Annotated in this window: 17 protein-coding genes and 1 pseudogene; 8 read left to right on the top strand and 10 right to left on the bottom strand. The window is 74.3% G+C overall.

The window, feature by feature from the left end; genetic code table 11:
- Window positions 1–27 precede the first annotated feature (27 nt).
- From murD to rsmH, 7 genes are all read right to left on the bottom strand, one after another.
- A complete protein-coding gene (gene murD, locus ABZ858_RS02140; RefSeq protein WP_361371246.1) occupies window positions 28–1449 on the bottom strand; it encodes a UDP-N-acetylmuramoyl-L-alanine--D-glutamate ligase in 1422 nt (473 codons plus the stop codon).
- Window positions 1431–2504 (bottom strand): phospho-N-acetylmuramoyl-pentapeptide-transferase, encoded by a 1074-nt coding sequence (mraY, locus tag ABZ858_RS02135; RefSeq protein WP_361371243.1) that lies wholly within the window; start codon window positions 2502–2504, stop codon window positions 1431–1433. Before mraY ends, murD begins: the two co-directional genes overlap by 19 nt.
- Window positions 2501–3916, bottom strand: coding sequence for a UDP-N-acetylmuramoyl-tripeptide--D-alanyl-D-alanine ligase (gene murF / locus ABZ858_RS02130; protein WP_361371240.1), 1416 nt, complete (start codon window positions 3914–3916; stop codon window positions 2501–2503). The genes mraY and murF overlap by 4 nt, the downstream gene beginning before the upstream one ends.
- A 28-nt stretch (window positions 3917–3944) precedes the next feature.
- Window positions 3945–5465, bottom strand: a complete 1521-nt coding sequence (locus ABZ858_RS02125) for a UDP-N-acetylmuramoyl-L-alanyl-D-glutamate--2,6-diaminopimelate ligase (protein WP_361371237.1) — start codon at window positions 5463–5465, stop codon at window positions 3945–3947.
- Between the two features lie 227 nt (window positions 5466–5692).
- The gene (locus tag ABZ858_RS02120; protein ID WP_361371234.1) at window positions 5693–7654 is read right to left on the bottom strand and encodes a penicillin-binding protein 2; all 1962 of its coding nucleotides are present in this window, start codon (window positions 7652–7654) and stop codon (window positions 5693–5695) included.
- Window positions 7655–7659: 5 nt separating this feature from the next.
- Entirely contained in the window at window positions 7660–8310 is a 651-nt protein-coding gene (locus ABZ858_RS02115) for a septum formation initiator family protein (RefSeq protein WP_361371231.1), read from the bottom strand.
- Window positions 8311–8323: 13 nt separating this feature from the next.
- Complete coding sequence (gene rsmH, locus ABZ858_RS02110; protein WP_361371228.1) at window positions 8324–9280, bottom strand: 16S rRNA (cytosine(1402)-N(4))-methyltransferase RsmH; 957 nt, start codon at window positions 9278–9280, stop codon at window positions 8324–8326.
- Between the two features lie 421 nt (window positions 9281–9701).
- Between rsmH and ABZ858_RS02105 the strand changes: the two genes are divergently transcribed.
- From ABZ858_RS02105 to ABZ858_RS02090, 4 genes are all read left to right on the top strand, one after another.
- Entirely contained in the window at window positions 9702–10262 is a 561-nt protein-coding gene (locus ABZ858_RS02105) for a carbonic anhydrase (RefSeq protein WP_361371225.1), read from the top strand.
- 260 nt (window positions 10263–10522) lie between these two features.
- On the top strand, window positions 10523–11560 hold the full coding sequence (locus tag ABZ858_RS02100) for a MoxR family ATPase (RefSeq protein WP_361371222.1): 1038 nt from the start codon (window positions 10523–10525) through the stop codon (window positions 11558–11560).
- Complete coding sequence (locus tag ABZ858_RS02095; RefSeq protein ID WP_361371219.1) at window positions 11560–12975, top strand: DUF58 domain-containing protein; 1416 nt, start codon at window positions 11560–11562, stop codon at window positions 12973–12975. The genes ABZ858_RS02100 and ABZ858_RS02095 overlap by 1 nt, the downstream gene beginning before the upstream one ends.
- Window positions 12972–15359, top strand: a complete 2388-nt coding sequence (locus tag ABZ858_RS02090) for a DUF3488 and transglutaminase-like domain-containing protein (protein ID WP_361371216.1) — start codon at window positions 12972–12974, stop codon at window positions 15357–15359. Before ABZ858_RS02095 ends, ABZ858_RS02090 begins: the two co-directional genes overlap by 4 nt.
- Before the next feature lie 91 nt (window positions 15360–15450).
- On the opposite strand, the gene ABZ858_RS02085 is transcribed toward ABZ858_RS02090, so the two are convergent.
- The 3 genes and pseudogenes from ABZ858_RS02085 to ABZ858_RS02075 form a co-directional block, all read right to left on the bottom strand.
- A complete protein-coding gene (locus tag ABZ858_RS02085; RefSeq protein WP_361371213.1) occupies window positions 15451–15840 on the bottom strand; it encodes a DUF3040 domain-containing protein in 390 nt (129 codons plus the stop codon).
- A 283-nt stretch (window positions 15841–16123) separates the two neighbouring features.
- Window positions 16124–16951 carry a methyltransferase gene (locus tag ABZ858_RS02080; protein WP_361371210.1) on the bottom strand — a complete coding sequence of 276 codons (828 nt, stop codon included), beginning with the start codon at window positions 16949–16951 and terminating at the stop codon, window positions 16124–16126.
- A 668-nt stretch (window positions 16952–17619) separates the two neighbouring features.
- Window positions 17620–18123, bottom strand: a pseudogene (locus ABZ858_RS02075) (SAV_6107 family HEPN domain-containing protein); the annotation flags it as partial.
- A 245-nt stretch (window positions 18124–18368) separates the two neighbouring features.
- Here ABZ858_RS02075 and ABZ858_RS02070 point away from each other — a divergent pair.
- The 4 genes from ABZ858_RS02070 to ABZ858_RS02055 all read left to right on the top strand — a co-directional run bounded on the left by ABZ858_RS02070 (window position 18369) and on the right by ABZ858_RS02055 (window position 23873).
- Window positions 18369–19232: an ATP-binding cassette domain-containing protein gene (locus ABZ858_RS02070; protein WP_361371940.1), complete on the top strand. Its 864-nt coding sequence runs from the start codon at window positions 18369–18371 to the stop codon at window positions 19230–19232.
- Window positions 19204–21291: a YhgE/Pip domain-containing protein gene (locus tag ABZ858_RS02065; protein WP_361371208.1), complete on the top strand. Its 2088-nt coding sequence runs from the start codon at window positions 19204–19206 to the stop codon at window positions 21289–21291. The genes ABZ858_RS02070 and ABZ858_RS02065 overlap by 29 nt, the downstream gene beginning before the upstream one ends.
- Before the next feature lie 98 nt (window positions 21292–21389).
- Complete coding sequence (locus ABZ858_RS02060) at window positions 21390–22022, top strand: TetR/AcrR family transcriptional regulator (RefSeq protein ID WP_361371205.1); 633 nt, start codon at window positions 21390–21392, stop codon at window positions 22020–22022.
- A gap of 330 nt (window positions 22023–22352) precedes the next feature.
- Window positions 22353–23873: an NAD(P)/FAD-dependent oxidoreductase gene (locus tag ABZ858_RS02055; RefSeq protein WP_361371202.1), complete on the top strand. Its 1521-nt coding sequence runs from the start codon at window positions 22353–22355 to the stop codon at window positions 23871–23873.
- Window positions 23874–23906 lie beyond the last annotated feature (33 nt).

Raw genomic sequence — 23906 nt, 5'->3', positions numbered from 1 at the left:
GTCGCCCGGCAGCGGGGGCGGCCGGGATCAGCGGGCGCCGAGTTCGCGAACGGCCTCCGCGAACACGTCACCGCGCTGGTTGTAGTTGGTGAACATGTCCATGGAGGCGCAGGCCGGGGCCAGCAGCACCGTGTCGCCGGGCTGGGCGAGCCGCCGCGCCTCCTGGACAGCCTGGAGCATCGCCCCAGTGTCGGTCCGGTCGAGGTCGACGACGGGGACTTCGGGGGCGTGTCGCGTCAGGGCGTCGCGGATGAGCGCGCGGTCGGCGCCCATGAGGACGACACCGCGCAGCCGGCGGGCCGCCCCCGCGACCAGTTCGTCGAAGACCGCGCCCTTCGCCAGGCCGCCCGCAATCCATACGATCTTTTCATATGACGCCAACGAGGCTTCGGCTGCGTGGGTGTTGGTGGCCTTGGAGTCGTCGACGTAGGCGACGCCGTCCACGTCGGCCACGTGCGCGATGCGGTGCGCGTCGGGGGTGAAGGACCGCAGGCCGTCCCGGACGGCCGTGGCCGGCACGCCGAAGGCGCGGGCGAGGGCCGCCGCGGCGAGGGCGTTGGCGATGTTGTGCGGGGCGGGCGGGTCCACGTCGGAGACCTCGGCCAGCTCCTGGGCGTTCTTGTGCCGCATCTCCACGAAGGCGCGGTCGACCAGGATGCCGTCCACGACGCCGAGTTGGGACGGTCCGGGCGTGCCGAGCGTGAACCCGACGGCGCGGCAGCCCTCTTCGACGTCCGCCTCGCGCACCAGGTCCTCGGTGGCCTTGTCGGCCGCGTTGTAGACGCAGGCGACGCGGTTGCCCTCGTAGATACGGCCCTTGTCGGCGGCGTACGCCTCCATGGAGCCGTGCCAGTCCAGGTGGTCCGGGGCGAGGTTCAGGACGGTGGCCGAGTGCGCCCGCACGGAGGGCGACCAGTGCAGCTGGTAGCTGGAGAGCTCGACGGCCAGCACGTCGTACTCCTGCTCGCCGAGGACCACGTCCAGCAGGGAGACGCCAATGTTGCCGACGGCCGCCGTGCGCAGGCCCGCCGCCTCCAGGATGGCGGCGAGCATCCGCACGGTGGTGGTCTTGCCGTTGGTGCCGGTGACCGCGAGCCAGGGCGCGGCGTCCGGGCCGCGCAGCCGCCAGGCGAGTTCCACGTCGCCCCAGACCGGCACGCCGGCCCGCTCGGCGGCGGCGAACAGCGGCTTGTCCGGCCGCCAGCCGGGCGTGGTGACGATCAGTTCGGTGCCGTCGGGCAGGGTGTCCCCGTCGCCCAGGCGCACGGTGACGCCCAGGGCCTCCAGGTCGGCCGCCTGCGCCCGGGACCGCTCGTCGTCGCCGTCGTTGACGACGGTGACCTGGGCGCCCAGGCCGTGCAGGACCCTGGCCGCCGGGATCCCGGAGACACCGAGTCCGGCGACGGTGACGTGCTTCCCCTGCCAGTCGGTCATTTGTCCGCTGCCCATCCCGCGTAGAAGAGGCCCAGTCCGACGATGACACAGATGCCTTGGATGATCCAGAAACGGACCACGACGAGCACTTCGGACCAGCCCTTGAGTTCGAAGTGGTGCTGGAGTGGCGCCATCCGGAAGACCCGCTTGCCGGTGAGCCGGAAGGAGCCGACCTGGATGACCACCGACATGGTGATGAGCACGAACAGACCGCCGAGCAGCGCGAGCAGCAGCTCGGTGCGCGAGCAGATGGCCAGGCCCGCGAGGACGCCGCCGAGCGCGAGGGAGCCGGTGTCGCCCATGAAGATCTTGGCGGGCGAGGTGTTCCACCACAGGAAGCCGAGGCAGGCGCCCATCAGCGCGGAGGAGACCACCGCGAGGTCGAGCGGATCGCGTACCTCGTAGCAGGCGCCCGGGTTGGTGAGGGTCTGCGCGTTGGCGCAGGACTCCTGGAACTGCCAGACACCGATGAACGTGTAGGCGCCGAAGACCAGCACGGAGGCGCCGGTGGCCAGGCCGTCCAGGCCGTCGGTGAGGTTCACGCCGTTCGACATCGCCAGGATCATGAACAGCGCCCAGACCACGAACAGCACCGGGCCGATGGTCCAGCCGAAGTCGGTGATGAACGACAGCTTGGTGGAGGCCGGGGTGTTGCCGCGGTTGTCCGAGAACATCAGCGACAGCACCGCGAAGCCGATGCCGACGATGAGCTGGCCGGCCATCTTCGCCTTGGCGCGCAGACCCAGCGAACGGCGCTTGACGATCTTGATGTAGTCGTCGAGGAAGCCGACCATGCCCATGCCGACCATGAGGCCGAGCACCAGCAGGCCCGAGTACGTCGGGGGCTTGCCGGTGATCACCTTGGACAGGAAGTAGGCGGCGACCGTCGCCAGGATGAACGCGATGCCGCCCATGGTCGGCGTACCGCGCTTGCTGGCGTGCTCGCGCGGTCCGTCGTCGCGGATGTACTGGCCGTAGCCCTTGCGGGCCAGGAGCTTGATCAGCAGCGGGGTGCCGACCAGGGTCAGGAAGAGGCCGATGACACCCGCGAACAGGATCTGGTTCATCATCGGGCGGCGACCTCACCCTCGGTACCGGTCTCCAGGAGCGCCTGGGCGACGCCCTCCAGACCGACCGAACGGGACGCCTTCACGAGTACGACGTCCCCCGGGCGCAACTCGCTGCGCAACAGGTCGATCGCCGCCTGTGCGTCGGACACGTGCACCGACTCCTCACCCCACGAACCCTCGTTATATGCGCCCAGTTGCAGCCAGGACGCTTCCCTGCCCCCGACCGCGACGAGCTTGCTGACGTTGAGCCGGACGGCGAGCCGTCCGACCGCGTCGTGCTCGGCGAGCGCCTCGTCCCCCAGCTCGGCCATCTTGCCGAGCACCGCCCAGGTCCGCCGCCCCCGGCCCATCGCCACGAGCGCGCGCAGGGCGGCCCGCATGGACTCCGGGTTGGCGTTGTAGGCGTCGTTGACGACGGTCACGCCGTCCGGGCGCTCGGTGACCTCCATCCGCCAGCGGGAGAGGGAGCCCGCCCCGGAGAGCGCGGTGGCGATCTCGGTTGCGGACATGCCCAGCTCATGAGCGACGGCGGCCGCGGCGAGCGCGTTCGACACGTGGTGCTCACCGTACAGGCGCATGGTCACATCGGATGCACCGGAGGGTGTGTGAAGCCGGAACGAGGGCTGTCCGGTGTCCGTGAGTCTCACGTTCTCGGCGCGTACGTCCGCTTCGCCGGACTCTCCGAAGAGCGTCACTTTCGCCTTCGTACGGGAGGCCATGGCCCGGACCAGCGGGTCGTCCGCGTTGAGGATCGCGATGCCGCCGTCCTCGGCCGGCGGCAGGCTCTCCACGAGTTCGCCCTTGGCCTGGGCGATCTGCTCCCGGCCGCCGAACTCGCCGATGTGGGCGCTGCCGACGTTGAGGACGAGACCGACCCTGGGCGGGGTCAGCTCGGTCAGGTAGCGGATGTGGCCGATGCCGCGGGCGCCCATCTCCAGGACCAGGAACCTCGTCTCCGCGGTGGCGGACAGGGCGGTCAGCGGCAGGCCGATCTCGTTGTTGAGCGAGCCGGGCGTGAACACGGTCGGCGCCTTGCTCCCCAGCACCTGGGCGATCAGGTCCTTGGTGCTGGTCTTGCCCGCGGAACCGGTCAGGGCGACGAGGGTCGCGCCGAGCCGGGCCACGACGTGGCGGGCGAGGGCGCCGAGTGCGGCCTGGACGTCCTCGACCACGATCGCGGGCACGCCGACGGGACGGGACGCCAGCACGGCGGCGGCGCCCGCCTCGACGACGGCGGCGGCGAAGTCGTGGCCGTCCACGCGCTCGCCGGCGAAGGCCACGAAGAGGCTGCCGGGCACCGCCTCCCGGGAATCCCGGACGACGGGTCCGGTGACCTGGACGGACGGATCCGGTATGTCGTGCGTCTGCCCGCCGACGACTGCTGCGATCTCGGCGAGGGAGAGGGCGATCACAAGTTCATCCCCTGGGTCTTCTGGATTTTCATCCCTGGGTGTTCTGGATTGCTTCGCGGAGCACCTGGCGGTCGTCGAAGGGTCGGACCACCCCGGCGATGTCCTGGCCCTGCTCGTGGCCCTTGCCCGCGACCAGCACGGTGTCGCCGGGCCGGGCGCGGCCGACCGCGGCGGCGATCGCCGCGGCCCGGTCCTCGAACAGGAGCACCTCGCCGCGCTCGTGCGCGGGCACCGCGGCGGCGCCCTGGAGCATCGCGGCGAGGATCGCGAGCGGGTCCTCCGAGCGCGGGTTGTCGGAGGTGAGCACCGCGGTGTCGGCGAGCCGGGCCGCGGCGGCGCCCATCGGGGCGCGCTTGGTCGTGTCACGGTCGCCGCCGCAGCCGAGCACCACGTGCAGCTGCCCCTTGGTGACCTTGCGCAGGGCCCGGAGCACCGACTCGACGGCGTCGGTCTTGTGCGCGTAGTCGACGACCGCGAGGTAGGGCTGCCCGGCGTCGACGCGCTCCAGGCGGCCGGGCACGCCGGGTACGGCGGCGACGCCGTCGGCGGCGGCCTGCGGGTCGAGGCCGGCCGCGGCCAGGGCCACGACGGCGGCCAGGGTGTTGGCCACGTTGAAGGGGCCCGCCAGCGGCGAGCGGGCGGCGATCCGCCGCCCGTCGGGGGCGACCACGGTGAAGGTGGAGTCCATCGGACCGACCTGGACGTCCTCGGCGCGCCAGTCGGCGTCGGGGTGGCCCTCGGCGGAGAAGGTGATCACCGGCACGGTGGCCTCGGCGGCGAGCCGGCGGCCGTACTCGTCGTCGTGGTTGACGACGCCGAGCCGGCTGCGGCGCGGGGTGAACAGCTGCGCCTTGGCCTGGAAGTAGTCCTCCATGCCGGAGTGGAACTCCATGTGCTCCGGGCTGAGGTTGGTGAAGACGGCGACGTCGAAGACGCAGCCGTCGACCCGGCCGAGCACCAGGGCGTGGCTGGAGACCTCCATGGCGACCGCCTCGACGCCGCGTTCGCGCATCACCGCGAACAGGGCCTGCAGGTCGGTGGCCTCGGGGGTGGTGCGCTCGGACTTGATGCGCTCCTCGCCGATCCGGGTCTCCACCGTGCCGACCAGGCCGGTGGCCTTGGCCGTGCGCAGGCCGCCCTCGACGAGATAGGCGGTGGTGGTCTTGCCGGAGGTACCGGTGATGCCGATCTGGAGCAGATCGCGGCCGGGCCGGCCGTAGAGGGTGGCGGCCAGTTCACCCATCCGCGCGCGCGGGTCCTCGACCACCAGGACCGGCAGGCCGGTCGCGGCCGCCCGGTCGGCACCGGCCGGGTCGGTGAGGACGGCGGCCGCGCCCAGGCTCGCCGCCTGGGTGACGAAGTCCGCGCCGTGCGCGCGGGCTCCGGGCAGGGCGGCGTACAGGTCGCCGGGGCGCACGGCGCGCGAGTCGTGGGTGATGCCCGTGACCTCGGCGGTGCTGTCCGGCCGCGCGGCACCCAGCTGATCGGCCAGCTCCGTCAGGGAGGTGGCGGAGGTCTGAACCGGTCGCGGCGGTCCCGGGTAGGTCACGGAAGCGCCCTTCTGGGTGGTTTGGGACTGATCAGCGTGTGGCACGGCGGTGAGCGTACCGGGCGTACCCGCCTGCGGGCGAAGCGAGGGCGGGGAGGGGGGACGGTTCCCGGGGGCGGGGGTGATCGTTGTCACGGGCTGGTTCCTGGTGGTTCTGTGCGGGCGGTACGGGTCCCGGCGGGGGCCGCCGCGCCGGTCGGGGAGGTGGGCGCGGCGCGCACGGGGGGTCAGGGCTTGAAGTCGACGGGCAGGTTCGCGGCCTGCGCCCCGGTGGGCGGCACCTGGAGCGTCTTGAGGGCGAACTCCATGACCTGCTTGTAGATCGGGCCGCAGATCTGGCCGCCGTAGTAGCTGCCCTCGGTGGCGTTCTGGATCGCGCAGTAGACGGTGACGCGGGGGTTGTCGGCCGGGGCGAACCCGGCGAAGGAGGAGGTGTAGCCGCGGTATCTGCCGGTGGCCGGATCCACGCGGTTGGCGGTGCCGGTCTTGCCCGCGACGCGGTATCCGGGGATACGCGCCTTCAGACCGGTGCCCTGCTCGTCGTCGACGACGGACTCCAGCATCTGGGCCAGTTCCTTCGCGGTCTGCGCGCTGACGACGCGGCGCTTGTCCGGTGCGGGCGCGGGGGTGAAGTGGCCGTCGGAGCCCTTGGTGCCGCGCACCAACGACGGCTGGATCCGGACCCCGCCGTTGGCGATGGTCGAGTAGATGGACGCCGCCTGCAAGGCGTTGATGGAGAAGCCCTGGCCGAAGGGGATCGTGTACTGCTGCGAAGTGGACCACTTGCCGGCGGGCGCCAGGATGCCCTTGGTCTCGCCGGGGAAGCCGATGCCGGTGTAGGAGCCGATGCCGAACTTGCGCAGGTAGGAGTAGAGGACCTGATTGGCCTCGGGCTGGGTCTTGCCGAGCTGGCCGGTGGCCAGGATGGTGCCGATGTTGCTGGACTTGGCGAGCACGCCGTTGAGCGTGAGGTACCACGTGTCGTGGTCGACGTCGTCCTGGAAGAGGCGGTCGCCGCGGTGCAGCCGGTTGGGCACGACGACGTGGGTGAGCGGGGTGGCGGCGTGCTGCTCCAGGACGGCGGCCATCGACATCAGCTTGGCGGTGGAGCCGGGTTCGTAGGCGTCCTGCACCGCGGCGTTGCCGAGCGCCGCCGGATCGGCGTGGGACAGGTCGTTGGGGTCGAAGCCCGGGGAGTTCGCCATCGCGAGGATCTGGCCGGTGCGGGTGTCCTGGACGATGACGTAGCCGCGGTCCGCGCGGGACTTGCGCACCTGTTCGGTGATGGCGTTCTGGGCGGCCCACTGGATGTCGCGGTCGATGGTCAGCTCCACGTCGGAGCCGGGCACCGCGGGCGTCTCGCTGGAGCCCACGGTGGGCACCTCGCGGCCGCCGGACTGGGCGTAGCGGATCTTGCCGGGCTTGCCGGACAGCTGCTTGTCCAGCTGCTGTTCGATGCCGCCGCCGCCCTTGCCGTCGGCGCTGACCCAGCCCAGGAGCGCGGCGGCGAGGTCGCCGCCGGGGTAGACGCGCTTGGTGCTGGGCTCGGAGAAGACACCGGCCAGGACGTTGACCGTGCTCTTGTCGGTCTGCGCCTTCTTGATGAGCGCGGCCTTCAGGTCCTTGATCTGGGTCCACACCTGCGGGGTCTGGCGGCGGGCCAGCAGCACGTACCGCGTCTTCGGCGTGGCGAGCTTCTTGGCCAGCGCGGCCTGGTCCTGGCCGAGGATGGGGGCGAGCAGCGCGGCGGCCTGCTCGGGGCCGTCGCCGATCTTCAGCTGGTCGCGGGTGAACATCGAGGGGTCGGCGGTGATGTCGTCGGCGTCCACGCTGGCGGCGAGGGCGACGCCGTTGCGGTCGGTGATCCCGCCGCGCTCGGCGGCCAGGGTGTGCACGACGTAGCGGTTCTCGTCGGCCTTGGCGGCGTACGCGCTCGCGTCGACGGCCTGCACCTGGAGCAGCCGGACCACGAAGACGAGCATCACCAGGGTCAGCGCGAGGGCGACCAGGCGCAGGCGGGGGCGGGGGCTGCCCAGGCGCAGGACGCGCACGGGCGGGGGCCGCCAGGCGGAGTTCGGGCGGCGGGCCGGGCGGGCGCCGGGTCCGGGCCGCGGCCGGCCGCCGCCGCCGGGGCGGGCGGGCCTGGCGGGTCCGGGCACGCGGCGGCGCGGCGGTTCCCTGTCGGTCACTTCCGTCACCTGCCGGGGGTCGGGGTCGTGGCGGTCCCGGGGGCGGTCAGGGCGGCCGGCCCGGTGGGCGCGGCGTCCTGCCCGGCGCCCTGCGGGGCCGTCGTGGGCGCGGTCTGCGGGGCCCCGGGGACGTCGGTGCTCCCGGCGGCCGGGGCGGCGCCGTCCGCGGTGCCGAAGCCGTCCGCGGTGCCCGGGACGCCCGTGGGGGCCGTGCCGTCCGCGGGGGACGGTGCGGAGGTGAGGAACTCCGGCGGCCGTACGGAGACGGGGAGGTCCGTGTAGAGGGACTGCTCGGCGGCGGCCGAGGGGACGCCCTTCACCGTGCCGTCCGGGTTCAGGAACGCCGGGTCGCCGCCGGGCACCATGCCGAGCCGGCGGGCCCGGCGTTCCAGGGCGTCGGGGGCGGAGTAGGCGTCGATGTCGTGCTGGAGGGCCTGCTCCTCGTCGGTGAGGCTCTTGGTGTCCTTCTGCAGGTCGTCCCGCTGGAACGCGCCTTCGCTGAGCGCGGAGTTCAGCACCAGCAGCCCGATGAGGCCGCCGCCCAGGAGCAGCACGACGAGGAGGACGAACGGGGCGCGGGCGGCCTGGCGCCCCCTGCCCGGGAGGAGCCGCGCCAGCCGGGCGGCACGGCCCTTCAGCTCGGGTGTCCTGCTCACTGGTCCCCCTGGCTCACTCGACGTCCTCCCTGATGCGCTCGGCCCCGCGCAGCCGGGCCGGTGCCGCCCGCCGGTTCTCGGCGATCTCTTCCTCGGTGGGAAGTTCGGCACCGCGCGTGAGCAGCTTGAGCCGGGGCTGGTAGCGCTCGGGGACGACCGGGAGCCCGGGGGGCGCGGTCGTGGCGGCGCCGGCCGCGAACACCTGCTTGACCAGGCGGTCTTCGAGCGAGTGGTACGACAGTACGGCGATCCGGCCGCCGACGTCGAGCGCCTTGACCGCCGCGGGGATCGACCGTTCCAGGACGGTGAGTTCGCCGTTGACCTCGATGCGCAACGCCTGGAAGGTGCGCTTGGCCGGGTTGCCGCCGGTGCGCTTGGCGGCCTGCGGGAGCGCGTCGCGGATCAGCTCCACCAGGCGGGCGCTGCGGTCGAACGGCTCCTTCTCGCGCTCGCGGACGATGGCGGCCACGATCCGCTTGGCCTGCTTCTCCTCGCCGTAGGCCCGCAGGATGCGGACCAGTTCACCGGGGGGGTAGGTGTTGAGGACCTCGGCGGCGCCGGCGCCGGTGGTCTGGTCCATGCGCATGTCCAGGGGCGCGTCCTGGGCGTAGGCGAAGCCGCGGCCGGCCTCGTCGAGCTGCATGGAGGACACCCCGAGGTCGAACAGGACGCCCCGCACGCGCGGGATGCCCAGCCGGTGCAGCACGGCGGGCAGTTCGTCGTAGACGGCGTGCACCAGGGTGGCCCGGTCGCCGAAGCGGGCCAGGCGCTCGCCGGACAGGCGCAGCGCCTCCTTGTCGCGGTCGAGGGCGACGAGACGGGCCTCGGGGAAGCGGGTGAGCAGCGCCTCGCTGTGCCCGCCGAGGCCGAGGGTGCAGTCGACGACCACCGCTCCCGGCCGCTCCAGGGCGGGTGCCAGGAGGTCCAGGCACCGCTGGAGCATCACGGGGACGTGTCGGCTGTTGCTCAAGGGGCCCTCTCAGATCCGGCGCGCCCCGCACGCACCGCCGGGTCCCCGACCGCTCACGGACGAGGAGGCCCTGCCGGCGCCGGAAGCGTCGGCCGGCCGGGAGCGGGAGGAGGCCGAGCCGTACGTACGCGCCGCGCACGTGGGGAGACCGGTTCGGGGGTGGCCCGGGTCTCCGGGAAATGCAGTCCAGCAGGGAGCGCCACGCCTCCCGCTTCGCGTCACTTTAGTCCACCGTGTCGCCCGGTCAATCAACCGGCCTGCGCGTCGCCCGGCCGAGTGCCGGGACACGGCCCCTCGCGCGAATTCACCCGTACGGATGCCCGTCGCCCTGTGTGTGGAGTCGCTCACACGGTGCCGCGGCGGGTTCTTTGTCCCGTCTCACGACGCGACCGCGGCGGCGGCGGCCAGTAACGTCATGACTATGACGACTTCCGCATCAGTTCCCACCGGCCCCGAGGGCGCGATATCCGCGGGCGCCGCGACGGACGGCTCCGTCATCGGCCGCCTGGTCGCGGCGAACGAGACGTACGCCGACGCGTTCACCGACCCGGGGATGGACGCCCGTCCGGTGCTCCAGGTGGCGGTGGTGGCCTGCATGGACGCCCGGCTCGACCTGCACGCCGCGCTCGGCCTGCGGCTCGGCGACTGCCACACGCTGCGCAACGCCGGCGGCGTGGTCACCGACGACGTCATCCGCTCGCTCGCCATCAGCCAGCGGGCGCTCGGCACCCGGCGGGTGGTGCTCATCCACCACACCAACTGCGGCATGCAGACCATCACCGAGGACTTCCGGCACGACCTGGAGATGGAGGTCGGGCAGCGTCCCTCCTGGGCCGTGGAGGCGTTCAAGGACGCGGACCAGGACGTGCGGCAGTCGATGCAGCGCGTGCGCACCTCGCCGTTCCTGCCGCACACCGACGACGTGCGCGGTTTCGTGTTCGACGTCCGGACGGGCCGGCTGCGGGAGATCGACCCGGCGTGAGTCCCGGGGCCGTCCCGGCGGCGGACGGCGGGACATCCCCAGCGAAAAGTCATAAGACCCGACATGTCGTGGCCAGTTGTCCACAGGCGAGTGACACGAATCGGTAACGGCAGGAAGAATGCGGGGTGTGGCGTCGCGCGGATCCGGTCCGCGCGGTGTCCGTTCGGGGTGGGCCCGGTCCGCGCAGCGGGGCGTCGGCCCGGAAAGTTGGGGAATCCCCCGCTCGGCGACGGGCGCGGGGAAGGGCCGAGGAGGGCCGGGTGACGACCTATGACGATCGAGCGAGCCTCACAGACCTGACCGCCACCGTGGAGCGGATCCGCAGTTCGGTGGAGGGAGTGATCGAGGGCAAGCCCGAGGTCGTACGGCTCTCGCTGACCGTACTGCTCGCCGAGGGGCACCTCCTGATCGAGGACGTCCCCGGGGTGGGCAAGACCATGCTCGCCAAGGCGCTGGCGCGGTCCATCGACTGCTCGGTGCGGCGCATCCAGTTCACGCCCGACCTGCTGCCCTCCGACATCACCGGGGTGTCCATCTGGGACCAGCAGCGCCGGGACTTCGAGTTCAAGCCGGGTGCCATCTTCGCGCAGATCGTGATCGGCGACGAGATCAACCGCGCCTCGCCCAAGACGCAGTCGGCGCTCCTTGAGTCCCTGGAGGAGCGCCAGGTCACCATCGACGGGCAGACCTATGAACTGCCCAGCCCGTTCATGGTGGTGGCCACGCAGAACCCCATCGAGATGGAGGGCACCTATCCGCTGCCCGAGGCGCAGCGCGACCGTTTCATGGCCCGGGTCTCCATCGGCTATCCCAGCCCGGAGGCCGAGCTGGAGATGCTGGACGTGCACGGCGCGGTCAGCCCCCTGGACGACCTGCAGCCGGTGGCGCACGCGCACGACATCGTGAAGCTCGTCGAGGCGGTGCGCGGCGTGCACGTCGCCAAGGCGGTGCAGCGCTACGCGGTGGACCTGGTCGCCGCCACCCGCGCCCACCCCGATCTCAGGCTCGGCGCCTCTCCGCGCGCGACGCTGCACCTGCTGCGCGCGGCGAAGGCGTCCGCCGCCCTGAGCGGGCGGGAGTACGCGCTGCCGGACGACGTGCAGGCGCTCGCCGTTGCGGTGCTCGCCCACCGGCTGCTGCCCACCGCCCAGGCCCAGCTGAACCGGCGTACGGCCGAGCAGGTCGTCGAGGAGATCGTGCGGCACACCCCGGTGCCCGCGGCGGCCCAGGCGGGCGGCGGTCTCGGCCTGGGCCGAACCGTGCCGGAGTTCGGCCGGCCGCAGCCGCGGAGGCCGTGATGGCGGACGCGGGGACCACGCGCGCGGAGGACGAGCAGGGCGGCCGGGGCGGCGTCCGCACCGCGCTGGCCGGTCTGACCACCCGCGGCCGCTCCTTCCTGGCCGCCGGGATCGCGGCGGCCGTGTGCGCGTACGTCCTCGGGCAGGGCGAGCTGCTGCGGGTCGGCCTGCTGCTTGCCGTGCTGCCGCTGCTGTGCGCGGCCGTGCTCTACCGCACCCGGTACCGGGTCACCGGCAGCCGCCGGCTCTCCCCCGCGCGGGTGCCCGCCGCCGCCGAGGCCCGCGTGCACCTGCGGATGGACAACGTCTCCCGGCTGCCCACGGGCCTGCTGATGCTCCAGGACCGGGTGCCCTACGTGCTCGGGCCCCGGCCCCGCTTCGTGCTCGACCGGGTCGAGCCGGGCGGCCGGCGCGAGGTGTCCTACCGGGTCCGCTCCGACCTGCGCGGCCGCTATCCGCTGGGGCCGCTGCAACTGCGCCTGACCGACCCGTTCGGGATGTGCGAGCTGACCCGTTCCTTCTCGACGTACGACACGCTGACCGTCGTCCCGCGCGTGGAGCCGCTGCCGCCGGTGCGGCTGGGCGGCGAGGCCAGGGGGTACGGCGACGGGCGGCAGCGTTCGGTGGCGCTGGCCGGCGAGGACGACGTGATCCCGCGCGGGTACCGCTACGGCGACGACCTGCGCCGTGTGCACTGGCGCTCCACCGCGCGCCACGGCGAGCTGATGGTGCGCCGCGAGGAGCAGCCGCAGCGCGCCCGCTGCACGGTGCTGCTGGACACCCGGGGCGTCGCCTACCGGGGCGCGGGCCCCGACTCGGCCTTCGAGTGGGCCGTGTCGGGGGCGGCCTCCGTGCTGGTGCACATGCTGGAGCGGGGCTTCTCGGTGCGGCTGCTGACCGACACCGGCACTTCGGTGCCCGCTGAGGGCGCCGACGGGTTCGCCGGCTCCGGCCCGGAGTCCGCGGACGCGGCCGGGCTGATGATGGACACCCTCGCGGTGATCGACCACTCCGACGGGGCGGGCCTGTCCCGCGCGTACGACGTGCTGCGCGGCGGCAACGAGGGACTGCTGGTGGCCTTCCTCGGCGATCTCGACGACACCCAGGCCGCGGTGGCGGCCAGGATGCGGCAGCGCAGCGGGGGCGCGGTCGCCTTCCTGCTGAGCGGGGACGCGTGGACGGGCGAGCCGGCCGGCGGGCCTGGCACCTCCGGTCCCGCCGCCGAGCGGCTGCGGATGCTCCAGGACGCGGGCTGGACCGCGGTGAGCGTGGAGCGGGGCGCCGCGCTGGGCGAGGTGTGGCGGCAGGCCGACCAGGAGCGCATCCGGGTCGGCGCGGCCGGCGGCGCGGGCTTCGGCGCGGCGGGCCCGGGCGCGGTGAGCGGGGCGGCGGCCTGGGGAGAGGGGCGGTCATGAGCGGGCGGACCCGGATGACGCTGTGCGCCGCGGCGGCCACGCTGATGGCGGCCTGCGCGCTGCTGCCGCTGGTGGAGTCCGCGACGTGGCTCGTGCAGGCGGCGGTGCTGCTCGCGGTGCAGTCGGGCGTCGGTGCGGCGGCCCGGCGGGTGCCGCTGGCCCGGCCGCTGACCGTGGCCGCGCAGGCGCTGGCCGCGCTGCTGCTGCTCACCCTGGTCTTCGCCCGCGGCCGGGCCGTCGCCGGGGTGGTCCCCGGCCCGGACGCGTTCCGGCATCTGACCGCGCTGCTCCAGCAGGGCGCGGACGACGTGGGACGGTACGCGATCCCCGCGCCGCTGACCCCCGGCATCCGGCTGATGCTGGTCGGCGGTGTCCTGGTGATCGGGCTGATCGTGGACACCCTGGCGGTGACCCTGCGCAGCGCGGGTCCCGCGGGGCTGCCGCTGCTCGCGCTGTACTCGGTGGCCGCGGGCCTGTCCGACGGCGGCTCCGGCTGGCTGTGGTTCCTCCTGGCGGCCGCCGGATACCTGATGCTGCTGCTGGTCGAGGGCCGCGACCGGCTCTCCCAGTGGGGCCGGGTGTTCAGCGGGGCGTCGCGCGCCGGGGGCGCCGAGCCGGGCGGCACGGTGGCGCCGGTGCGCACCGGGCGCCGGATCGGCGCGGTCGCGCTGGGTGTCGCCCTGGTGGTGCCGCTCGCCCTGCCGGGGATGCGGGGCGGCCTGCTGGACTCCGCCGGGGCCGGCGTGGGCCCGGGCATCGGGGGCGGCGGCACGATCTCCGCGGTGAACCCGCTGGTGTCGCTGCGCGACAGCCTCAACGTCGACCAGGACCGCAGGGTGATGACCCTGCGCACCGACTCCCCGAACGCCGAGTCGCTGTATCTGCGGATCGTGTCCCTGGACGACTTCGACGGCACCACCTGGAAGCCCTCCCAGCGGCACATCGTCGGCGTCCCTGACCCCTTCCCCGCCCCGGCCGGGCTCGACAGCGGCGTCCGGCGCACGGAGATCACCACGACGATCTCCACCGCGGACTGGTACGCCCAGGACTGGCTGCCGATGCCGTATCCGCCCAGCGGTGTCCGGATCGACGGAAGCTGGCGCTACGAGCCGGTGGGCATGACCCTGGTCGGCGACCACGGACAGAACACCCGCGGACTGACGTACCAGGTCAAAAGCCTGGACGTGCAGCCGACGGCCGAGCAGCTCGCCTCCGCGGCCCAGCCGCCGCCGGCCCTCCGGCAGGAGTACACCAAGGTCCCCAAGTCGCTGCCGGCGGATGTGGCCGAGACGGCCCGCCGGGTCACCGAGGGGACGGCCAACCACTACGAGCAGGCGGTCAAGCTCCAGGACTGGTTCGCCTTCGACGGTGGCTTCCAGTACGACACCCAGGTCGACGCGGGCACCGGGCCGCAGGCGATCTCCCGGTTCCTCAAGGACAAGCAGGGCTTCTGCATCCACTTCTCCTTCGCGATGGCCGCGATGGCGCGCACACTCGGCATCCCCGCGCGGGTGGCGGTGGGCTTCGCGTCCGGTGCGGCGCGCAGCGACGGCTCGGTGGAGGTGGGCCTGAAGGACGCGCACGCCTGGCCGGAGCTGTACTTCGAGGGCGTCGGCTGGACCCGCTTCGAGCCGACCCCGTCGCGGGGCACGGTGCCGCAGTACACCGAGACGGACTCCTCGACCAAGGTGACGGTGCCGGACCAGGCACCGCCGACCGGGCGGGCGAGCACGGCGCCGAGCACCGCGCCCTCGTCGAGCGCCGGGTGCCCGCCGCAGCTCAAGCGGCTGCAGGAGTGCCCGAGCCCCTCGGCGCAGGCGGCGCTGCCCGCCGGCGGCCACGGCCCGCGGTGGTACACGGCCGCGGCGTGGGTGCTGGGTGCCCTGGTCGTCGTCCTGCTCCTGCTGTCACCGCTGCTGTGGCGCGCCCGGACGCGGTCGCTGCGGCTCGGCGCGCACGGGCGCGGCCCGGCGGACGCGCCGGGGCACCGGCTGGCCCTGTGGCGGGAACTGACCGACACCGCCTGGGACTTCGGGATCTGGCCGGACGAGTCGCTGACGCCGCGCAAGGCGGCCGCGCGGATCATCCGGCTCGGCCGTCTCGACACGGAGGCGGCCGCGTCGGTGCACCGGGTGGCCGACGCCGTGGAGCAGGTCCTCTACGCACCGCGTCCCGCTCCGGTGTCGGGGCTCGCCGAGGACGTCCGGCGGGTCGCCCGGGGCCTGCGGGACACGGCCTCCCGCGGGATCCGGCTGCGGGCCGTCCTCGCCCCGCGCTCGACCGCCCGCCTGTCCTGGGCGCTCGTGGCCCGGTGGGCGGCGGTGAAGTCCCGGGTGGCGGCCTTGGCTCCGACCCTGCGCGGGCCGAGGGGGCAGCAGGGCTGAGGCCGCCCCGCCGACCGCGACGCGGCAGAGGACGTGTGAGGGGCCGACCACCTGTGGTGGCCGGCCCCTCACACGATGGTCTCGGTCCTGGCTAGCGGCCCTGCTCGTCGCGGCGGCGCTGCCAGCGCTGTTCGATGCGGTCCATCACGGAGAGCTTCGGGCGCGCCGGGCGTCGCGCGTGCGGGCCGCCGACGGGCTGCTCGCCCGGCTTGGGGGCCTTGCGCCAGCCGGTCACGGCCAGCAGTGCACAGCCCAGCATGACCAGGAAGCCCACCACACTCACCCAGGGGTACTGGGCGATCACACCTGCCATGAGGAGCGCGATACCCACGAGGAAGCCCGCGACCGCCTGGTAGACCCGCCGCCGGGTGTACGTACGCAGCCCGCTTCCCTCAAGCGCCGACGCGAACTTGGGATCTTCGGCGTACAGCGCTCGCTCCATCTGCTCGAGCATGCGCTGCTCGTGCTCCGAGAGCGGCACGGAGTCCTCCTCATCGTGCAGTCGCCGGGGCGACCCGGGGGGTCCCTTCAGGATAGGCAGGGAATCGCCCCCGTGAAACCCGCCCCTCTGCGCCAATTGACCGGCCAGGTCAGCCATGACGGCCCGGCTCGCTGAGGCTTCCATTCCCCGGCGGCCGACCTGTCATGCCGGACGGTCTCCCCCGATCATACGGCGCACGGGCCGCGATCGGGGGGCCTGTGGCGCACTCCATGCAGGCCGGAGCGCCGATCGGCGGACCGCCACAGGGCCCGCCCGGGCCTGCTCAGACCTCTCGGGCACCCCGGGTCTCACCGAGCACGTGCAACTGCGTGGCCACGGAGTGGAACGCCGGCAGCTCGGCCGCCGCCGCTTCGAGTTGCAGCAGCGCGTCCAGCGTGCCGGGCTCGGTGTCCACGAGCACACCGGGCACCAGATCGGCGAAGACCCGTACGCCGTGCACCGCGCCGACCGCCAGGCCCGCGTCCTCGACGAGCGCGGTGAGCTGCTCGGCGGTGAAGCGGCGCGGCACCGGGTCGCCCTCGCCCCAGCGGCCGTCCGGATCACCGAGGGCCCGGCGGGCCTCCTTGAAGTGGCCGGCCAGCGCCCGGGCCAGGACGGCGCCGCCGAGCCCGGCGGCGAGCAGGCTGAGGGTGCCCTCGGGGCGCAGGGCGGTGACCGCGTTGCGCACGCCCTCCGCGGGATCGTCGACGTACTCCAGGACGCCGTGGCAGAGCACCGCGTCGTAGCCGCCGCGCTCGACCACGTCGAAGAGGCCGAGCACATCGCCCTGCACGCCGCGCACCCGGTCGGCCACGTCGGCCTCGGCGGCGCGGCGCTCCAGGGCGAAGAGCGCGTTGGGGCTCGGGTCGACGACGGTGACGCGGTGGCCGAGGCGGGCGACGGGAACGGCGAAGTTGCCGCTGCCGCCGCCGGTGTCCAGGACGTCCAGGGACTCCCGGCCGGTGGCCTTGGCCCGGCGCTCCAGGGCGTCGCGCAGGACGTCCCAGACCACGGCGGTGCGCAGCGAGGCACGGGAGGGGGCGGGGCCGGAGCGCTGCGACGCCGGCCGGGGGTGGTGAGGGGAGACGGGCGGGCGCATCGGGTCCGACACGGCAGTTGACTCCTCGCGGCGGCACCGCCTCTTGCACGGCGGAGCGATCGGGCTGCCTTCCCGGCCCGCGGGACGCGAGGCGGGAAGGCTTCAGGCGTCTTCCACCCTATTGCCTCGCCCACCCGCCCCGCCCCTCGCCTCGGCCCCGGGGGCGGGGACGGGGACGGCCGGGGCGGGCGAGCCGGGCGGGTGAGGACGATGAGGACGGCGGCCGGGGTGGGTGGTCCGGCGGGTCCGGGAGGCCCGGGCCGTCCGGCGGGTCCGGGAGGCCCGGGCCGTCCGGCGGGTCCGGGCGGCCCGGGTCAGGCGGCGAATCCGGGTGGCCTGGCGAATCCGGACGGTCCAGCGGTCCGGCGGGTCCGGGCGTCCCGGCGGGTCCGAACAGTTCGGGCGCTACGCCCGCCGCGCTACGCCCGCCGCGCCGCGGCTGCCGCGCCTCAGCCCGCGCCCCGCATGTCGCCGCCGTACCGTCCCGTGCCCCGCGTGGTGCCGCCGTACTGGCCCGCGCCCGGTGCGCCGACGCCGTACCTGCCCCCGCCGCGCGCGCTCGCGTCCGGCATGCCCCCGCGCGTACCCGCCTCCGGTGGACCCTCGCGCGTACCCGCGCCCGGCGGGCCCTGGCGGCTGTCGGGGCCCGGGCGGGGTGTGTCGGGGTCCGGGGCGGGGTGGCGTGGCTGGGGCAGGACCGGCTGGAGGACCAGCAGCCGCTCGACGATGCGGAGGAACATCGCCACGTCCCGCATCAGGTCGTCGGCGTCCCGGCGGCCGGCCGCGCCCTGGACGCCGGCCTCGGCCAGGGCGCGGCGGCGGGCGCCGGAGGCGAACAGCGCGCTCCACTCGGTCAGTTCGGGAGCGATCTCGGGGAGGACCTCCCAGGCGCTGCGGATGCGGGCCCGGCGCCGGGGCGCGGTCTCCGGGCGGCCCCGCGCGGCGAGGACGGCGGCGGCGGTGCGCAGGGCGGCGAGGTGGGCCGTCGCGTAGCGCTCGTTGGGGGTCCGCAGGACGGCGGCCTCTTCGAGGCCCGCGCGGGCCTGGGCGAGCAGGTCGAGGGCGGCGGGCGGGGCCGTGGCCCTGCGGAGCACGGGGTGGACGTCGCTCGCCGGGCCGGTCAGTGAGGGGGCAGGGCCGGTGGCGCGGCGCCGACGGGCGGCGGCTGCGGACGAGTTGGCCATGACGAACCTCCTGTCGTCTGGTTGACGGCACAGGTGCCGTATGTGCCCATCGTGAGCTATGCCACTGACAATCCGTTCTGACCTGGGACTTTGTTTCGATCGCGGGTTCGGGGGTATTTTTGTACTGACCAGTCAGTTCAAAAGCGGTCACGGGGAGGGAAGCCGTGGACGACCCGCAGCGCGAGTCGCAGGGCGAGCCGCAGGACAGGCCGCCGCACAGCTCGCCGGAGAGCCCGTCCGAGGACCTGTCCCAGGGCCCGCCCGACAGACCCCGGGACACGGCAGGCGGCCTCGCGGTCACAGCCCGCCGCCTCGGGCTGCGCGGACCGCGCGGCTGGGTCTTCCGCGACGTCGGCCTCGACGCGGAGCCCGGTGCGCTGATCGCGGTCGAGGGCCCCTCCGGGTCCGGCCGCACCTGCCTGCTGCTCACACTCACCGGGCGGATGCGGCCCACCGAAGGAGTGGCCGAGGTGGGCGATCTCAAACCTCCCCGGCACATGTCCGCGCTGCGCCGGGTCAGCGCGCTCGCCAATGTCGCCGGGGTCACCGACCTCGAACCGGCCCTGACCGTCGGCGAGCATCTGCGCGAACGCGCCCTGCTGGAGCGCCGGTTCCGCACCGCACCGTTCGCCCTGCCGTTCCCGCGCGCGCGGCGGCGGGCCGAGCGCGAGCGGCTGACCGGCGACGCGCTCGCCGCCGCCGGACTGGACGTCGAGGCGCTCCCCCACGGGGCCCGCACCGCGGTCCGCGACCTGGACCGCCTGGAGGTGCTGCGCCTGTCCGTCGCGCTCGCGCTGATGTCGGCGCCGCGGCTGCTCGCCGTGGACGACGCCGACCTCAAGCTCTCGCCCGCCGAACGGGAGGAGGCGTGGGAGCTGTTGCGGTCGCTGGCCGCGTCCGGGACGACCGTGCTCGCGGTGTGCGGCGAGGCGCCGGACGACGCGGTGACCGTGTCCACCGCCGGGCCGCGGGAGAGCGAGACCGGGACCGGGACCGGCGGCGGGGAGCAGGACGACGAGGAGCAGGACAGCGCGGGGCGGGACGACGAGATGCGGGACGACGAGGAGAAGGGGGCGGGCGATGCGTTCGCCGCGACTGGCCGCGCTTGAGCTGAGGCGCTTCGCGCGCGGGAGGCTGCCCCGGGCCGCCCTGGTGGCGCTGCTCGTGCTGCCGCTGCTCTACGGCGCGTTGTACCTGTGGTCGTTCTGGGACCCGTACGGCCGCCTGGACCGGGTGCCGGTGGCCCTCGTCGACGAGGACCGGGGGGCCACGGCGGACGGCAAGCGGATCACGGCCGGCTCCGACCTCACCGAGAACCTGCTCAAGAGCGAGACCTTCGACTGGCACCGGGTGAGCGCCGAGCAGGCCCGCGAGGGCGTCGAGGACGGCACCTACTACCTGTCGCTGACCGTGCCCGCCGACTTCAGCCGGCGTATCGCCTCCAGCGCGGGCGGCTCCCCCGAGACCGGTGCCCTCCAGGTCCGTACGAACGACGCGAACAACTACATCGTCGGCCAGATCTCCAAGACGGTGTTCAGCGAGGTGCGTTCGGCCGCGTCCGCCAAGGCGTCGCGGTCCTTCCTGGACAAGATCTTCGTGTCGTTCTCCGACATCCACGGCAAGACCGTCCAGGCCGCCCAGGGCGCGGACCGGCTGACGGGGGGCATCGGCAAGGCCGAGAAAGGCTCCGAGGACCTCGCCGACGGGCTGGCCGAGGCCAAGCAGGGCAGCGGCAAGCTGGCCAAGGGCCTGACGAAGCTCGACAGCGGGGCCGGTGAACTGCGGGACGGCTCGCGGCAGGTGGCCGACGGCACCCAGACCCTCGCCGACCGGGTCAACGCGGTCGACGGCACGGTGGGCCCGTTCATCAGGGACAACGAGAAGACCATCGGTGACTCCGCGCGGCTGGTCGCCGACTCGGCCGGGACGGTCCGCGACAACCTCGCCACCCTGGTCGAGCACGCCCCGGCCGCCGACAAGGGCGCCCACGCCGCCGCCGAGGTCCTCGACGGCGTCTACACGCGCCGCTGCGCCCAGCCGGCCGGCCCGCCCGACCCCGCCTGCGCCGACCTCAAGAAGGCGAAGACGGCCGCGGCCGACGTGGCGGCCGTCGCGGACGACGTCGACACGCTGATCGCGGACAACTCCGCCGACCTGAAGAAGCTGGACGCGAACCTCGCCGCCCTCCAGAAGCAGGCCCGGGCCCTCGCCGACCGCTCGCCGCACCTGTCCGAGGACCTCACCGACGCCGTCAAGAAGGTCAACGAGCTGAACGCGGGCGCGGGCAAGGTCGCCGCGGGGGCGAAGGAACTGCACACCGGGCTCGGCACGGCCAAGTCCGGCGCGGACACCCTCGACAAGGGCGTCGGCAAGCTCAAGACCGGCGCCGACGACCTCCAGGGCGGCATGTACAAGCTGTCGGACGGCTCCGGCAAGCTGGCCGGCGGGCTGCACCAGGGGGCCGGGCAGATCCCCGACTACGGCAAGAAGGACCGTGACCGGCGCACCGGCGTCATGTCCGACCCGGTCCAGCTGGCCTCGCACGACCTGCACCACGCGCCCAACTACGGCACCGGGTTCGCGCCGTACTTCATCCCGCTGTCCCTGTGGGTGGGCGCCATGGTGGCGTACATGCTGATCCCGGCGATGAACCGGCGCGCGCTCGCCGCGGGCGCCCCGCCCTGGCGGATCGCGCTGGCGGGCTGGCTGCCGGTGGTGGCGGTCGGGGTGCTGCAGACGGCGGCCCTGATGGCGGTGCTGCACTGGGCGATCGGCCTGGACATGACCCGCGCGGGAGGCACGATCGCCTTCCTGTTCCTGGTGGCCGCCTGCTTCGGGGCGATCGTGCAGTGGCTGAACGCGCGCTTCGGCCCGGCGGGCCGGATCCTCGTCCTCGCGCTGCTGATGCTCCAGCTCACCTCGGCGGGCGGCACCTATCCCGTGCAGACCAGTCCGGGCTTCTTCAGCACGCTGCACCCCTTCCTGCCGATGAGTTACGTCGTCGACGCCCTGCGCCGGCTGATCACGGGCGGCGGTCTCGGCCCGGTGTGGACGGCCTGCGCGGTGCTCGCGGGCTTCACCGCCGCCGCCCTCGCGCTGACCGCGCTGGCGGCCCGGCGGCGCCAGGTGTGGACCCTGGACCGGCTGCACCCGGAGCTGAGCCTGTGACCGCCGACCCGGTGACCGCCGTGCCCATGACCGCCGTGCCGCCCGGCACGACACCTCCCGTACCGGCCGAGGAGTCCGTTCCTGTGACAATCGGGGCCATGGAAAGCAGCAGCGCCACGCCGGGCGGCCGTACCCGCCGCGAGGCCACCCGGCAGAGGCTCTACGAGGCGGCCGTCACGCTCATCGCCGAGCAGGGCTTCTCCGCCACCACGGTGGACGAGATCGCCGAGCGGGCCGGGGTCGCCAAGGGCACGGTCTACTACAACTTCGCGAGCAAGTCGGTCCTCTTCGAGGAGTTGCTGCGGCACGGGGTGGGCCTCCTCACCGCCTCGCTGCGGGAGGCCGCCGAGCGCGCGGAGCGGGAGGGCGGCAGCCGGGTCGACGCCCTGGACGCGATGGTCCGGGCCGGGCTCGTCTTCATCGACCGCTACCCCGCCTTCACCCAGCTGTACGTGGCCGAGCTGTGGCGCACCAACCGGGCCTGGCAGTCCACGCTCACGGTGGTCCGGCAGGAGGCGGTCGCGGTCGTCGAGGGGGTACTGCGCGAGGGCGTGGCGCACGGCGAGTTCAGCGAGGAGATCGATGTACCGCTGACCGCCGCCGCGCTGGTGGGCATGGTGCTGGTGGCCGCCCTGGACTGGAAGTCCTTCCAGGCGGAACGGTCCCTGGACGACGTGCACGCCGCGCTGTCCCGGCTCCTCCAGGGCCGGGTGAGCGGCACCCGGCCCTGACCCGCGGGGCCACGCGGGACGTACGGGCGTACGGGGCGTATCCGGCGTACGGGATGCTCCGGTCGGCGTACGGGATGTCCAAGGAGGGGTCCGGGGCCGCGCCGTTCCGCCGCCCCGTGCCGGCGGTCGCGGCGCCGTGCCCCTTCCCGTGGGCCCCACTCTTCCCTCCGCGCGGACCGGTCCCCATCCGCGCGCGTACTCATCTCGCCGTCTAGGTACGCGTACTCAGTCCGGCGCACCCGCCCTCGTCGGTGCGTGCGTTCCGGACGGAATGCGCTGGTCACAGCCCCGCGGCCGGGATTGTCGGTGGTGGCCGATAAAGTCGCCGGCATGGCACGGATTGCGGTGATCGGCGCCGGGACGGGCGCGATGGCGGCTGCCGCCCGGCTGGCCGTCGCGGGCCACCGGGTGACGGTGTACGAGCGCACGGACACCTACGGCGGTGCGCTGCGCCGCCACGAACGGGACGGCTTCGCCTTCGACACCGGCCCCGGACTGCTCCCGCTGCCCGCGGTCTACCGCGACCTGTTCGTCAAGACCGGCAAGGAGCCGCTGGAGGACCGCGTCGAACTGGTCCAGGTCGACCCCGCGGCCCGGCACCTGTTCGCGGACGGCACCGACGTCTCCCTGCCGAACGCCTCCCGCGCGGGCGCCGTCACCGCCCTGGACACGGCGCTCGGCGGCGATGCCGGGCAGCGCTGGGGCGACTTCCTGGTGCGCGCCCGCGAGGCCTGGGACCGCACCCGCCGGCCGCTGCTGGAAGAGCCGCTGTGGCCCGACTGGCGGGTGCTGGGCGAACGCGAGCCCTATCCGGCGGTCCCGCACAAGCGGCTGCTGCGCACCCGGCGGGCCGGCACGCTCGCCGAGGTCGGCGCCTGGGAGCTGCGCGATCCGCGGCTGGCCGCGCTGCTGGAGAGCCACGCCCTCGGGTACGGCCTCGACCCCAGGACCGCCCCGGCGAGCGCGGCCGTACTGCCGTACATGGAGCACGCCTTCGGCATGTGGTACGTGCGCGGCGGCCTGCGCGAGCTGGCCCGCGCGGTGTACGAGCGGTGCGTGGCCCGCCGGGTCGCGTTCGTGTTCGGCGCCGAGGTCACCGGGATCACCGTGCGGGACGGGCGCGCGGCGGGCGTGGAGCTGGCCGAAGGGGGCGTCCAGGAGGCGGAGTTCGTGGTCGCCGGGGTGGCGCCGGAGGTCTGGGGCCGTCTCCTTCCGGACTCCGCGGCGCGCGGGCCGGGCGAGGTGGCGCCGCAGGACGGGCTGCCGAGCCGGCTGACCGTGCTCCTCGCGCTGCGCGGCGGCCGCCCCGAGGGCACGGCCCACCGGACCGTGGTGCACACACGGGACCGCGGGGCCGAGTTGGACGCGCTGTTCGGCGCGGCCCCCGCGCTGCCCGCGGAACCCACGGTCACCGTCTCGCGCCCCGGCGACCCGGCCCTGGTCCCGGACCCGGGGCACGAGGCCGTCACGCTCACCGCCACCGTCCCCGCGGGGCTCGCGGACGGCGGCGGGACTGCCGGTGAGGGCGCCTGGGAGCGGCAGGCCGGCCGGATGATCGGCGCCGCCGAGCGGGCCGTGCCCGGTCTGCGCGAGCGGCTGCTGTGGCACGAGGTCCGCACCCCGGCCGACATCGCGGAGGCGACGGGCGCGGTCGGCGGGGCCGTCCCCGCGCCGGCCCTGGCCGCGGCCGGGGGCCGGCTGCTGCACCCGGCCAACTCCACGGCGGTCCAGGGGCTGTTCGCCGTGGGCGGCTGGGCGCATCCGGGGGGTGGGCTGCCGCACGCCGGCATGTCGGGGGCGCTGGTGGCCGGGCTCATCGTGGAGGGACCGCGGTTCCGCGGCTCGCAGTGAGCCCGGCCGGGCCGGCGGCGGGCCGCGCGGGCC

The organism is Streptomyces sp. NPDC047017 (genome assembly GCF_040644175.1).
Lineage (GTDB): Bacteria > Actinomycetota > Actinomycetes > Streptomycetales > Streptomycetaceae > Streptomyces.
This window is presented reverse-complemented; position numbering and strand designations above follow the sequence as displayed.